The organism is Agromyces luteolus, assembly GCF_009729855.1.
GTDB lineage: Bacteria > Actinomycetota > Actinomycetes > Actinomycetales > Microbacteriaceae > Agromyces > Agromyces luteolus.
The window spans coordinates 43,095-55,870 of the sequence record NZ_WODA01000016.1; the positions used below are offsets into that span (position 1 = coordinate 43,095).

11 protein-coding genes are annotated in these 12,776 nt (G+C 72.0%); 9 read left to right on the plus strand and 2 right to left on the minus strand.

The features are described 5' to 3' along the window. Positions 1 to 23 precede the first annotated feature (23 nt). Positions 24 to 482 (minus strand): GNAT family N-acetyltransferase, encoded by a 459-nt coding sequence (locus GLX25_RS08275; protein WP_155842048.1) that lies wholly within the window; start codon positions 480 to 482, stop codon positions 24 to 26. A 250-nt stretch (positions 483 to 732) separates the two neighbouring features. Between GLX25_RS08275 and GLX25_RS08280 the strand changes: the two genes are divergently transcribed. From GLX25_RS08280 to nagB, 9 genes are all read left to right on the plus strand, one after another. Further along, a complete protein-coding gene (locus GLX25_RS08280) occupies positions 733 to 1,950 on the plus strand; it encodes an NADP-dependent isocitrate dehydrogenase (protein ID WP_155842049.1) in 1,218 nt (405 codons plus the stop codon). 172 nt (positions 1,951 to 2,122) lie between these two features. Beyond that, positions 2,123 to 4,006 carry a heavy metal translocating P-type ATPase gene (locus tag GLX25_RS08285; protein WP_155842050.1) on the plus strand — a complete coding sequence of 628 codons (1,884 nt, stop codon included), beginning with the start codon at positions 2,123 to 2,125 and terminating at the stop codon, positions 4,004 to 4,006. 171 nt (positions 4,007 to 4,177) lie between these two features. Continuing rightward, positions 4,178 to 5,413 carry an ROK family transcriptional regulator gene (locus GLX25_RS08290; RefSeq protein WP_420837647.1) on the plus strand — a complete coding sequence of 412 codons (1,236 nt, stop codon included), beginning with the start codon at positions 4,178 to 4,180 and terminating at the stop codon, positions 5,411 to 5,413. A 70-nt stretch (positions 5,414 to 5,483) separates the two neighbouring features. Then, positions 5,484 to 6,749, plus strand: coding sequence for an extracellular solute-binding protein (locus tag GLX25_RS08295; protein WP_155842051.1), 1,266 nt, complete (start codon positions 5,484 to 5,486; stop codon positions 6,747 to 6,749). Positions 6,750 to 6,909: 160 nt separating this feature from the next. Continuing rightward, positions 6,910 to 7,908, plus strand: coding sequence for a carbohydrate ABC transporter permease (locus GLX25_RS08300; RefSeq protein WP_155842052.1), 999 nt, complete (start codon positions 6,910 to 6,912; stop codon positions 7,906 to 7,908). Then, positions 7,905 to 8,807 (plus strand): carbohydrate ABC transporter permease, encoded by a 903-nt coding sequence (locus tag GLX25_RS08305; protein WP_271192407.1) that lies wholly within the window; start codon positions 7,905 to 7,907, stop codon positions 8,805 to 8,807. The genes GLX25_RS08300 and GLX25_RS08305 overlap by 4 nt, the downstream gene beginning before the upstream one ends. After that, positions 8,804 to 10,351, plus strand: a complete 1,548-nt coding sequence (locus GLX25_RS08310) for a glycoside hydrolase family 3 protein (RefSeq protein WP_155842053.1) — start codon at positions 8,804 to 8,806, stop codon at positions 10,349 to 10,351. The genes GLX25_RS08305 and GLX25_RS08310 overlap by 4 nt, the downstream gene beginning before the upstream one ends. Beyond that, on the plus strand, positions 10,348 to 11,286 hold the full coding sequence (locus GLX25_RS08315; protein WP_166548613.1) for an ROK family protein: 939 nt from the start codon (positions 10,348 to 10,350) through the stop codon (positions 11,284 to 11,286). Before GLX25_RS08310 ends, GLX25_RS08315 begins: the two co-directional genes overlap by 4 nt. Further along, positions 11,271 to 12,056, plus strand: coding sequence for a glucosamine-6-phosphate deaminase (gene nagB, locus GLX25_RS08320; protein ID WP_155842054.1), 786 nt, complete (start codon positions 11,271 to 11,273; stop codon positions 12,054 to 12,056). Before GLX25_RS08315 ends, nagB begins: the two co-directional genes overlap by 16 nt. 94 nt (positions 12,057 to 12,150) lie before the next feature. Here the strand turns inward: nagB and GLX25_RS08325 are convergent, their stop codons facing one another. Further along, entirely contained in the window at positions 12,151 to 12,744 is a 594-nt protein-coding gene (locus GLX25_RS08325; protein WP_155842055.1) for a TetR/AcrR family transcriptional regulator, read from the minus strand. Positions 12,745 to 12,776: the final 32 nt, after the last annotated feature.

Sequence of the window (12,776 nt, forward strand, 5' to 3'; positions counted from 1 at the left end):
CGAGCCGGTCGTTGCGGGTCGGCTCAGCCGGCGAGCTCGAGCGCCCCGATGACGTCGCCGTACTGGGTCTCGCCGACGTCGCGGAAGCCGATGCGGTGGAAGAACTCGCCGGGGCCGCCCTCGCCGGGCTCCCACAGCACGGTGATCCGGTCGAACCCGCGTCGTTCGGCCTCCTCGGCGAGCGCGTGCGCGAGGAACCGGCCGACGCCCTTGCCCTGCGCCTCGGCGTCGACGTTGATGCGCCAGATGCAGGCCCGGAACTCCTCGTGCTCGTTCTCGGGGTCGAAGTTGCCGTGGATGAAGCCGACGACCTTGTCGTCGCTCAGCGCGACGCGCTGCCAGGCGGTGGCCGGGTTCACGACGGAGGACTCCGCGGCGTAGGTGACCGGCGCGATGAACTGCTCCTGGCCGGGCTTCAGCGACAGGGTGTTCGCGGCGACGATGTTCGTCGCGTTCAGTTCTTCGAGTCGCAGATCAGCCATGCATCGCAGCCTAACCGCATGAGGTGGCGCGCCGGTAACCCTCATGCGACCGGATGCGACGGCGGCTGGTCGCGGTCGAGCCGCCGACGGCGCGCGGCGCGCCGCTTGCGGACGAGCGTCCGAGGCGCATCCGATCTCTCGATGTCGAGATATTCCGCCGACGCGGTAAGCTGGTCGACGGCGTGTCCGGACACCCCCGAGACTTCCTCGCTTCCCAAGCAATCCCACGAGATCCCAAGGAGACCGCCCCTTGTCGAAGATCAAGGTCGAAGGTACCGTCGTCGAACTCGACGGCGACGAGATGACCCGCATCATCTGGCAGGCCATCAAGGACCAGCTCATCCACCCGTACCTCGACGTCAACCTCGAGTACTACGACCTCTCCATCCAGAAGCGCGACGAGACCGACGACCAGATCACGGTCGACGCGGCCAACGCGATCAAGCAGCACGGCGTCGGCGTCAAGTGCGCGACGATCACGCCCGACGAGGCTCGCGTCGAGGAGTTCGGCCTGAAGAAGATGTGGCGGTCGCCGAACGGCACGATCCGCAACATCCTCGGCGGCGTGATCTTCCGCGAGCCGATCATCATCTCGAACATCCCGCGGCTCGTGCCCGGGTGGAACAAGCCGATCATCGTCGGCCGCCACGCGTTCGGCGACCAGTACCGCGCCACCGACTTCAAGTTCGAGGGCCCCGGCACGCTCACGATGACCTTCACTCCGCAGGACGGCTCCGAGCCGCAGCAGTTCGAGGTCTTCCAGGCGCCCGGCTCGGGCATCGCGATGGGCATGTACAACCTCGACGCGTCCATCCGCGACTTCGCGCGCGCGTCGCTGAACTACGGCCTCGACCGCAACTACCCGGTCTACCTCTCGACGAAGAACACGATCCTGAAGGCCTACGACGGCCGCTTCAAGGACGTCTTCCAGGAGGTCTTCGACACCGAGTTCAAGGAGAAGTTCGAGGCCGCCGGCATCACCTACGAGCACCGCCTCATCGACGACATGGTCGCGGCGTCGCTCAAGTGGGAGGGCGGCTACGTCTGGGCGTGCAAGAACTACGACGGCGACGTGCAGTCCGACACCGTCGCGCAGGGCTTCGGCTCGCTCGGCCTCATGACCTCGGTGCTCACCACGCCCGACGGCAGCATCGTCGAGGCCGAGGCGGCGCACGGCACCGTCACGCGCCACTACCGCCAGCACCAGCAGGGCAAGCCGACCTCGACCAACCCGATCGCCTCGATCTTCGCCTGGACGCGCGGCCTCGCGCACCGCGGCAAGCTCGACGGCAACCAGGAGCTGATCGACTTCTCGCACACGCTGGAGGACGTCATCATCAAGACGGTCGAGTCCGGCGCCATGACGAAGGACCTCGCGCTCCTCGTCGGCCCCGACCAGGAGTTCCAGACCACCGAGCAGTTCCTCGACACGATCGACGCGAACCTCAAGGCGCGCCTCGGCGCCTGAGCGGTCGCGCTCGCCCGGTCCGAAGGGCCGGATGCCTCGTGCATCCGGCCCTTCGCCGTCTCCGGGGCATCCGAGTGCCGTTTCTGCGGTGGAGGACGCGTCGAACCCGCACTCCACCGCAGAAACGGACCTTCGTCGCGGTGGAAGCGGGGGAGTCGGCGAGGATGGGGGCATGGCCCGCGGCATCCGTCTCGTCCGTCGCTACCCCGTCGTCGCGCTCACGCTCGCGATCGGGCTCGTCGGGATCGTGCTCGCGCTGGCGGGTGCCGGATGGCTCGTCGCCTGGATCTTCAGCGTGTACGCGCTCGCCGTGGCCGCCTGGCAGGCCGTGGGCATGGTGCGCGACATCCTGCGCGGGCACTGGGGCCTCGACATCCTCGCGGTCACCGCGATCGTCGCGACCGTGGTCGTGGGGGAGTACGTCGCCGCGCTCATCGTCGTGCTCATGCTCACCGGCGGCGAGGCGCTCGAGGACTACGCCGGGCGTCGCGCGAAGCGCGAACTCGACGCGCTGCTGACGCGGGCGCCGCAGCACGCGCACCGTGTGGTCGACGACCACTTCGTCGACGTGCCCGTCGACGAGGTCGAGCCCGGCGACGTGCTCCTCGTCCGACCGAGCGAGATCGTGCCCGTCGACGGCGAGCTGCGTTCGGCCGAGGCCTCCGTCGACGAGTCGTCGATCACGGGCGAGAGCGTGCCCGTCGAGAAGCGGGCGGGCGACGGGCTGCTGAGCGGCTCGGTGAACGGGCTCGCGGCGATCGAGATCACGGCGACGGCTCGCGCGGCCGACAGCCAGTACCAGCAGATCGTCGCGCTCGTCGCGGAGGCGGCGGCGAGCAAGGCGCCGGTCGTGCGGCTCGCCGACCGCTACGCGGTCCCGTTCACGGCGTTCTCGCTGCTGCTCGCGGGGTTCGCGTGGTGGATCTCGGGCGACCCCGTGCGCTTCGCCGAGGTGCTGGTGCTCGCGACGCCGTGCCCGCTGCTCATCGCCGCGCCGGTCGCGTTCATCGGCGGCATGAGCCGCGCGGCGCGCAACGGCGTGATCGTCAAGGGCGGCGGCGTGCTCGAGCAGCTCGCCCGGGCGCGCACCGCGGTCTTCGACAAGACGGGCACCCTCACGCACGGCTCGCCCGAGCTCGTCGCCGTCCGCCCCGAGGCGGGCTTCGATGCCGACGAGCTGCTCGGGCTGGTGGCCTCCGCCGAGCAGTACTCGTCGCACGTGCTCGCCGAGTCGATGATCGACGCGGCGCGCGAGCGCGGCATCCGCCTGCAGGAGGCCGCGGCCGCGCGCGAAGCGGCCACGAACGGCGTCGTCGCCCGCATCGGCGGACGCGAGGTCGTGGTCGGCAAGTTCGCGTTCGTCGCCGAGCACGCTCCGGAGACCCGGCGCACGGGGATCGCGCCCGGAGAGCTGGCGGTCTACGTCGCGGTCGACGGAACCTACGCGGGCGCGCTGCTCGCGCGGGACCGGCTGCGCGGCAACGCCGCCGCGACGCTCGCCCGGCTCGACGAGCTCGGCGTGCGCCACACCATGATGCTCACGGGCGACGCGCAGGCGACCGCCGACCACATCGCCGCCGAGCTCGGGATCGAGCGCGTGCGCGCCGAGTGCCTGCCCGCCGACAAGGTCCAGGAGGTCGCCGGCATCGCCGACCGCCCGGTGATCATGGTCGGCGACGGCGTGAACGACGCGCCCGTGCTCGCCGCCGCCGACGTCGGTATCGCGATGGGCGCGCGCGGCGCGACGGCCGCGAGCGAGTCGGCGAGCGCGGTGATCCTCGTCGACGACGTCTCGCGCACCGCGAAGGCCGTCGAGATCGGCCGCGACACCGTGCGGATCGCGCTCCAGAGCATCTGGATCGGCATCGCCGTGAGCATCGCGCTGATGCTCGTCGCGACCTTCGGGGTCATCCCCGCGACGGTCGGCGCGCTCCTGCAGGAGGTCGTCGACCTCATCACGATCCTCGCCGCGCTCCGCGCGATCGGGGGGCGGCGCGATGCGCGCGCGGGCGCCGACGCGGCCGAACGGCAGCGGACCGCGGCATCCGCTCGCTGACCGACTCGCGCCGGCGCCATGCTCGGACTCGCCCTGCTGGGCGCCGGGCGCACTCAGGGCCCCTGTCGCCGCCGACCGGCCGCACCAGCAGGTCACGGGTTTGTAAAGAACCTGAACGAATTTCGTCCGAGGGGTTGCGCGGAGGTTTGTTCGTAAGGTGTACTAACAAACGTGACGGCAACGGAAGCAGCACCCGGGCAGGCGCCCGCAGGCATCGCACTCGGCGGCGAGCGCACGGCAGGGCCGGCGACGCCGGCGACGGCCGCGGGCCAGCTCTTCGCGGGCCGCGCGCTCCGCACCTCGGGCAAGGTGCTCCCCGAGCACGCCCGCAGCCACAACCGTTCGCTGGTCCTGCAGACCCTCTACACGCAGGGTGCGCAGAGCCGGGCGGATGTCTCGCGCGAGACCGGCCTCACGCGCGTCACCGTCTCCGACCTGGTCGCCGAGCTCATCGGCGAGGGCCTCGTCGTCGAGCTCGGCCACCGCGAGGCCGCGCGACCCGGCAAGCCCGCGACGCTCATCGACATCGACCGCACCGGCCACCACGTGGTCGCCCTCGACCTGTCCGAGCACACGCGCTTCCGCGGCGCCGTGCTCGACCTCGACGGCACGACCGTCGCGCGCGCCGAGGTCGCCCTCGAGGGCGCGACGGGGGAGCGCGCGGTCCAGCTCGTCACCGAGCTCCTCGACGGACTCCTCGCTCTCACGACCGCGCCGGTGCTCGGCATCGGCGTCGGCTCCCCGGGCGTCGTCGAGCCCAACGGCGTCGTCCACTCCGCCCCGAACCTCGGCTGGACCGACCTCCCGCTCCAGGAGCGGCTGCAGGCGGCCTTCCACCTGCCCGTGCACGTCGCGAACGACGCGAACGTCGCGGTGCTCGCCGAGCACGCGGGCGCGCCCGGCGACCTCCTGCTCGTCAAGGTCGGCCACGGCGTCGGCGCCGGCCTGATCGTCGGCGGTCGACCCGTGCTCGGCGCCGGGAGCGCCGCGGGCGAGATCGGCCACGTCGTGGTCGGCACCGACGGCGGCCCGCGGTGCGCGTGCGGCAAGCACGGCTGCCTCGAGGCCTGGCTCGCGGTGCCCCGACTCACCGCCGAGCTCGAACGCCTCGGCGATGCGGATGCCGCGGCATCCGCTCGCGAAGAGACCCTGCGGGAAGCGGGCCGACGCCTCGGCATCGTGCTCGCCCCCGTCGTCGGTGCGCTGAACCTCTCCGAGGTCGTGCTCAGCGGACCGACGGAACTGCTTGACGGCCCGCTGCTCGAGGCGGCCGTCGAGACGGTCCGGAACCGGACGATGACGGAACACCACCGGGAACTGAGGCTCCGGATGACCGCGCACGGGCAGGACATCGTCCTGCGCGGGGCGGCCGTCATGGTCCTCTCCGGCCAACTCGGGGTCTCCTGACCCCACCCCCCTGCACCACGGGTGGCAGCACCCCCGCTCCCACCTTCCCCCTACGAAAGGAAACCACGCAATGAGGAACCTCGGCATCGTGGCGCTCGGCGCCGCGGCTGCGCTGACCCTCGCCGGGTGCGCCACCACCGGAGGCGACGCGGCCTCCGAGGAGGGCGCGGAGATCCGCGTCTGGCTCGTCGGCACCGACACCCCCGACGCGGCGCGCGAGCTGCTCGTCGAGACCTTCGAGGAGGAGCACCCCGGCTCCACCCTCGTGATCGAGGAGCAGTCGTGGGACGGTCTCGTCGACCGCCTCACCACCAGCCTCTCCGGCTCGGACAGCCCCGACGTCGTCGAGGTGGGCAACACGCAGGCCCCGGCCTTCACGTCGGCGGGCGCCTTCATGGACCTCACCGACCACTACGACGAGCTGGGCGGCGACGACCTCCTCCCCGGCTTCGTCGAGGTGGGCTCGTACGACGAGAAGTTCTACGCCGCGCCCCTCTACTCGGGCTCGTCGCTCGTGTTCTACAAGAAGGACGCGTTCGCCGCGTCGGGCATCGAGGTCCCGACCACGCTCGACCAGTACGTCGACCAGGCGATCCAGCTCGCGAACGACAACCCCGGCAAGTCGGGTGTCTGGTGGCCCGGCCAGAACTGGTACGCCGCGCTGCCCTACATCTGGGAGGCCGGCGGCGAGGTCGCGGTCCCGGACGGCGAGGAGTGGGACGCCCAGCTGAGCTCGCCCGAGTCGATCGAGGGCCTCGAGATGGTCCAGAAGGTCATGACCGAGGCCTCGCGCGCCCCGAAGGACGCCAACGAGTCGAACCCGCAGGTGGGCTTCTGCGACGGCACGTCGCTGCAGCTCGCGGCTCCGGCCTGGGTGAAGTGGTCGATCCTCGCCCCCGAGGACGCCGAGACCCCCGGCTGCCCCGACCAGGAGGAGAACCTCGGCGTCTACGCGCTCCCCGGCGCTGACGGCGACGCCGCCCAGGTGTTCGCCGGCGGCTCGAACATCGGCATCTCGGCCAACACCAAGCACCCCGAGCTCGCGCTCGACGCGCTGAAGATCATCCTCTCGGACGAGTTCCAGACGATCTACGGCGAGAACGGCCTCGTGCCGGCGAAGCTCTCGCTCGGCGACACGGTCGGCACCGACGAGGTCGCCCAGGCGATCTCCGCCGCGGCCGGCAACGCCAAGCTCACCCCGGCCTCGCCGAAGTGGGCCGACGTCGAGGCGGCGGGCATCCTGCAGGACCTCTTCGTCAACATCGCGCAGGGCGGCGACGTCGCCCAGCTCGCCGAGGAGGCGGACCAGCAGATCGAGGACATCCTCAACGGCTAGTCCTTCCCCCGCGGTGCGGCCGCGCGCACACTTGACGTGCGGCCGCACCGACTCCCACAGGCCCCGGGCCGGCAGTGCCCCACACACGCTGCCGGCCCGGCACCATGAGCGGGCACCGCCCGCGGCATCCCCACCTCGCCGTCAGACGCAGGAGCCCCACATGACCACCACCGACACCGGCCTCCCCCCGGCCGTGAGCGCGGTCGACGGCGAACGCATCGTCACCCCGCAGCCCGCCCCGCCGCCGAAGCGACGCCGCTTCAGCCGCCGCGCCGGAGGACTCACCCCCTACGGCCTCCTCGTCCCCGCCTCGCTCGTGCTCGCCGCGATCGTCGGCTGGCCCCTCATCCAGCTGCTCATCACCTCGATGCAGGAGTTCGGCCGCGCGCAGGTCTTCGGCGCCCCGCCCACCTGGGTGTGGTTCGAGAACTACGTCTCCGTCCTCACCGACGTCACCTTCTACGAGGTGCTCGGCCGGAGCCTCGTCTTCGCCGCGGTCTGCGTCGTGACGACGATGGTCCTCGGCACGCTGATGGCGCTCCTGCTGCAGCGCCTGCCCAAGGGCTTCCGCCTGCTGCTCTCGCTCGGCATGCTCCTCGCGTGGGCGATGCCGCCGCTCTCGGCGACCATCGTCTGGGGCTGGATGTTCGACACCGACTACGGCATCGTCAACTCGGTCCTCGTGAACGGGTTCGGGCTCGAGCAGTTCCAGCAGCACTCGTGGCTCATCGACCCGCTGAGCTTCTTCCTCGTCGCCGGCATCATCATCGTCTGGGGCGCCGTGCCGTTCGTGGCGTTCACGATCTACGCCGGCCTCACCCAGGTGCCCGACGAGGTGCTCGAGGCGGCCCAGCTCGACGGCGCCGGCGCGTTCAAGCGCTTCCGGCTCATCACGTTCCCGTACCTCAAGCCGATCTTCCTGATCACGACGATCCTGCAGATCATCTGGGACCTCAAGGTGTTCACCCAGATCTTCGCGCTCCAGGACATCGGCGGCATCCGCGCCCTCACCAACACGCTCGGCGTGTACATCTACCAGGTCTCGATCGCGGGCGGCGACTTCGGCACGGGCGGTGCGATCGCGGTGATCACGGCGATCATCCTGATGACCGTCTCGCTCTACTACGTCCGCCAGACCATCAAGGAGGAGGAGCTGTGAGCGCCACCACCGCCATCGTGACGGGGTCGAGCACGCGCCCGGCTCCCGGCCGCCGGCGCGGCCGCAACCGCCTCTCGACCGCGCTCTGGAGCGCCCTGTCGGTCGTGCTCTTCGCCCTGTTCGCGTTCCCCGTCTACTGGATGGTGAACACGTCGTTCCAGCCGAACAACGAGATCCGCGGCTCCGAGATCCACTTCTGGCCCGACAACTTCACGCTCCGCAACTACGCCACGGTGCTCTTCGACCCGGGTCGCACGCCGTTCGCGCCGGCCGCGGTCAACTCGCTCGTCGTGACGCTCACGACGGTGCTGGTGGCGCTGGTCTTCGCGTTCCTCGCGGCGATCGCGGTCACCCGGTTCCGGTTCAAGAGCCGGCGCGGGTTCATCGTGATGATCCTCGTGATCCAGATGATCCCGGGCGAGGCGATGATCGTCGCGATCTTCCGGGTCATCGACGGATGGCACCTGCTGAACACCCTGATCGGCCTGACGATCGTGTACGTCGCCACGGTGCTGCCGTTCACGATCTGGACCCTGCGCGGGTTCGTCAACGGCGTGCCGGCCGACCTCGAGGAGGCGGCCATGATCGACGGATGCTCCAGGGCGGGCGCCTTCTGGCGGGTCACGTTCCCGCTGCTCGCCCCCGGACTCGTCGCGACCGGCGTGTTCGGCTTCATCCAGGCGTGGAACGAGTTCGTGATCGCGCTCGTGCTGAACGCCCGGCCCGAGATGATGACGCTGCCCGTCTGGCTCCGCACCTTCCTGGTGGCGAACGGCACGACGAACTGGGCGGCCATCATGGCGGGCTCGACCCTCATGGCGATCCCGGTGATCGTGTTCTTCCTCATCGTCCAGGGGCGGATGACGAGCGGCCTCGTGAGCGGAGCGGTCAAGGGATGAACGACGTGATCCAGGGCGGCGCCGGGCGGGACCTGCGCCGCGACATCCTCACGACCCTCCTGCCCGGATTCGCCGGGCCCGAGGCGCCCGAATGGCTGCTCGGCCTCCTCGGCGAGGGCCTCGGCGGCGTGTGCGTCTTCGGCTCGAACGTGGTCTCGCCCGTGCAGCTGGCCGGCCTCACGGCCGAGCTGCGCGCGGCGAACCCGCTCGCGGTCGTCGCGATCGACGAGGAGGGCGGCGACGTCACGCGCCTGTTCTTCGACCGCGGCGCCCCGTACCCCGGGAACGCCGTGCTCGGCCGCATCGACGACGTCGAGCTCACTCGCGCCGTCGGGCGCGCGGTGGGTGACGCGCTCGTCGCAGTCGGCTGCACCATGACGTTCGCGCCCGACGCCGACATCAACTCGAACGCAGCGAACCCGGTGATCGGCGTGCGCAGCTTCGGCGCGGAGCCCGGGCTCGTGGCCCGGCACACGGCGGCGTGGGTCGAGGGCGTGCAGTCCGTCGGCATCGACGCGAGCGCGAAGCACTTCCCGGGCCATGGCGACACGGCGACCGACTCGCACCTGGCGCTGCCCGTCGTCGACCTGCCGCTCGAGGCGCTGCACGAGCGCGAGCTCGCGCCCTTCCGCGCCGCGATCGCGGCCGGCACGCGCTCGATCATGACGAGCCACATCCTGCTCCCGCAGCTCGACGCGGAGCACCCTGCCACCCTGTCTCCCCGCATCCTGCACGGCCTGCTCCGCGGGGAGCTCGGGTACGAGGGCGTCATCGTCTCCGACGCCCTCGACATGGCCGGGGCGAGCGGCGGGCGCGGCATCCCCGAGGCTGCCGTGCTCGCGCTCGCCGCCGGCTGCGACCTGCTGTGCATCGGCACCGACAACACGGGCGAGCAGATGGAGCAGATCGCGCAGGCGATCGCCGATGCCGTTGCGTCGGGCCGCCTCGCGGCCGAGCGTGTGGCGGATGCCGCGGCGCGCGTGCGCGCGCTCGCGGTCGTCGCACGTCCCGCGGGCGAGCCCGCGGCATCCGCTGCGTCGCCCGAGGCGGGCCTGCCCGCCGGCCTCGCCGACCGTGTCGCCGCGTCGTTCCACGTCGCGCCGGGTGCGCTCGACCGGCTCTGCGCGACCGGTTCGGTCGGCACGATCGTCCGCATCGAGACCGTCGCGAACATCGCCGTCGGAGCCGTGCCGTGGGGGCCCTTCGCCCTCGTCGCGGCGCCCGACCCGGGCCGCCCGGCACCGACCTGGCTGACGGGTGCCGCCGAGCTCGTCGTCGACGCCGCGTCGCCGCTGCCCGACCCGGCCGCCCTCGCCGGCCCGGTCGTCGTGATCGGCAAGGACCTGCACCGGCACGCCTTCGCGGTCGACGCGATCGAGCGACTCCGCGCTGCGCGCACCGACGTGGTGACGGTCGACATGGGCTGGCCGAGCGACGACCTCGCATACGCCGACCTCGCGACGTTCGGCGCCTCGCGGGGCGTCGCCGCGACGTTCGCCGAGCTCGTCCAGGACGCGCTGACCGCCGCGGCGGAGGTGTCGTGAGGCTCGGGATCGACATCGGCGGCACCAAGACCGCGGCCGTCGCGATCGGCGAGGACGGCGAGCTGAGCGACCAGGTCCGCATGCCGACCGGGTTCGGCGCCGAGGCGGTCGTCGCCACGGCGCTGGCCACGGTCGAGCGGATGTCCGAGCTCGCGGGCGTGGACCCGCACGCGTTCCGCTCGATCGGCATCGGCATCCCCGGCTCGGTCGATTCGGGGACCGGTCGCGTGACCCACGCCGTGAACCTCGGGCTCGAGGGGCTCGACCTCGGCCCGCGGCTCGCGGACCGGCTCGGCGTCGAGGTGCGGATCGAGAACGACGTGAAGGCGGCCGCGCTCGGCGCGCACCACCTGCTCGGCGTCGCCGACGGCATCCGGGCGCACTCGATGGCCTACCTGAACCTCGGCACCGGACTCGCGGCGGGCATCGTCCTCGACGGTCACCTGCTCCGCGGCGGGCGCGGGGTCGCCGGCGAGATCGGGCACATCCCGGTCGACCCGGCGGGCGAGCGCTGCGCGTGCGGGCAGCGCGGGTGCCTCGAGACGCTGGCGTCGGGTTCGGCGCTCGCGACGCTGTGGCCGAGCGCGCACCGATACCCGGCGATCGACCTGTTCGACCGTGCGGATGCCGGCGAACCGGCGGCCGTCGCTGCGCGCGAGCGCTTCCTGGTGGGCGTCGCCTCGGCGGTGCGCCTGCTCGCGCTCACGACCGACGTCGACGACATCGTGATCGGCGGCGGGCTCTCGGCGCTCGGCGACCGACTGCTCGCGGGCACGCGCCGCGTGCTCGCCGACTGGGCCGAGGACTCCGCGTTCCTCGCCTCGCTCGACCTGCCCCGCCGGGTGCAGGTGATCCCGCGCGGATTCCCCGCGGCCGCCGTCGGCGCCGCCCTGATCGGAGAGGAACTGGAGGAGCCGGCATGGCAGAGGTCGTGATCGTGCGCGACGAGGAGGAGGCCGGCGAGCTCGCGGCATCCGCCGTCGTCGACCTGCTGCGGGCCCGTGCCGACGCCGTGCTCGGATTGGCCACCGGCTCGACCCCGCTCGGCACGTACCGCGCGCTCGCGCGTCGCATCGCCGCCGAGGGCGTCTCCGTGGCCGGCGTGCGCGGCTTCGCGCTCGACGAGTACGTCGGGCTGCCCGCCGGACACCCCGAGGGCTACCGCCAGGTCATCGCGCGCGAGGTCGTGGAGCCGCTCGGGCTGACGCCCGAGCTCATCCGGGTCCCCAACGGCGATCCGGCCACCATCCGCACCGCGGCCGAGGACTACGAGGCGGCGATCGACGCCGCGGGCGGGGTCGACCTGCAGGTCCTCGGCATCGGGCGCACCGGGCACATCGGGTTCAACGAGCCGGGCTCCTCGCTCGCCTCGCGCACGCGCGTGAAGACGCTGACCGAGCAGACCCGCGCCGACAACGCGCGCTTCTTCGACTCGATCGACGACGTGCCCATGCACTGCATCACGCAGGGCATCGGCACGATCCTCCGCGCGCGCCACCTCGTGCTGCTCGCCTTCGGCGAGGGCAAGGCCGAGGCGATCGCGGCGGCGGTCGAGGGGCCGGTCTCGGCGAGCCAGCCGGGCTCGGCGATCCAGCTGCACCCGCACGCCACGGTCATCGTCGACGAGGCGGCCGCGTCCAAGCTCGCGCACGCCGGGTACTACCGGCACGCCTGGGCGAACAAGCCCGACTGGCAGGGCATCTGAGCCGACCGGGCGGATGCCGCGGCATCCGTCGGCGCACTCGGACCGCGTCGCCGCGCCGCCGACCCGGTCGCAGCGCCCGGATGCACCGGACGGTTCAGTGCACGAGCGCCTCGCCGAGTGCGGCGAGGTAGGCCTCCTCGTCGAAGTCGTCGAGGAGCGCGCGCTGCAGGATGAACCCGGGTGCCGCCGAGAGGATCACCGGCGTGACGCGCTCGGCCCAGGCCTCGGGCTCGCCCTCGACGCGGTCGGGGTGCGTGCGCGCCCACTCGGCGAGCTGCAGGCCGACCGCGCCGCGCAGGCGGAGGAAGACGACCTGGACGAGATCGCGGATCTCGCGGTCGATGATGGCCTCGGACCACAGCTGGGGGAGCACCGCGCTGAACGGCTCGTTCCGGATGCCCCCGAGCAGGGTCGCGATGATCTCGCCGGGCGCGAGCGGGCCGCCGTCCCGCCGACGTTCGGCGAGCTCGATCCGACGGGACTCGAGCACGCGTGCGGCCGCCGCGGCGAAGAGCTCCTTCTTGCCGTCGGGGAAGTTGCCGTAGATCGCGCCCGCCGAGAGCCCCGACGCCTCCACGAGGTCGGCGATCGAGGTCTTCGCATAGCCGCGCTCCGCGAAGCATCCGAGCGCGACGTCGAGGATCTCCTCGCGTCGCGCCGCGCGGTACTCGTCGCTCACCTTCGGCATCCGGCATCCTCCCGTCGCTTGACGATCCTACG

Coding starts and splice junctions, on each gene's coding strand:
- GLX25_RS08310 (WP_155842053.1), top strand. CDS start 8,804: ATGAACGACGTGATCCAGGGCGGCGCCGGGCGGGACCTGCGCCGCGAC.
- GLX25_RS08325 (WP_155842055.1), bottom strand. CDS start 12,744: ATGCCGAAGGTGAGCGACGAGTACCGCGCGGCGCGACGCGAGGAGATC.
- GLX25_RS08285 (WP_155842050.1), top strand. CDS start 2,123: ATGGCCCGCGGCATCCGTCTCGTCCGTCGCTACCCCGTCGTCGCGCTC.
- GLX25_RS08275 (WP_155842048.1), bottom strand. CDS start 482: ATGGCTGATCTGCGACTCGAAGAACTGAACGCGACGAACATCGTCGCC.
- GLX25_RS08300 (WP_155842052.1), top strand. CDS start 6,910: ATGACCACCACCGACACCGGCCTCCCCCCGGCCGTGAGCGCGGTCGAC.
- nagB (WP_155842054.1), top strand. CDS start 11,271: ATGGCAGAGGTCGTGATCGTGCGCGACGAGGAGGAGGCCGGCGAGCTC.
- GLX25_RS08295 (WP_155842051.1), top strand. CDS start 5,484: ATGAGGAACCTCGGCATCGTGGCGCTCGGCGCCGCGGCTGCGCTGACC.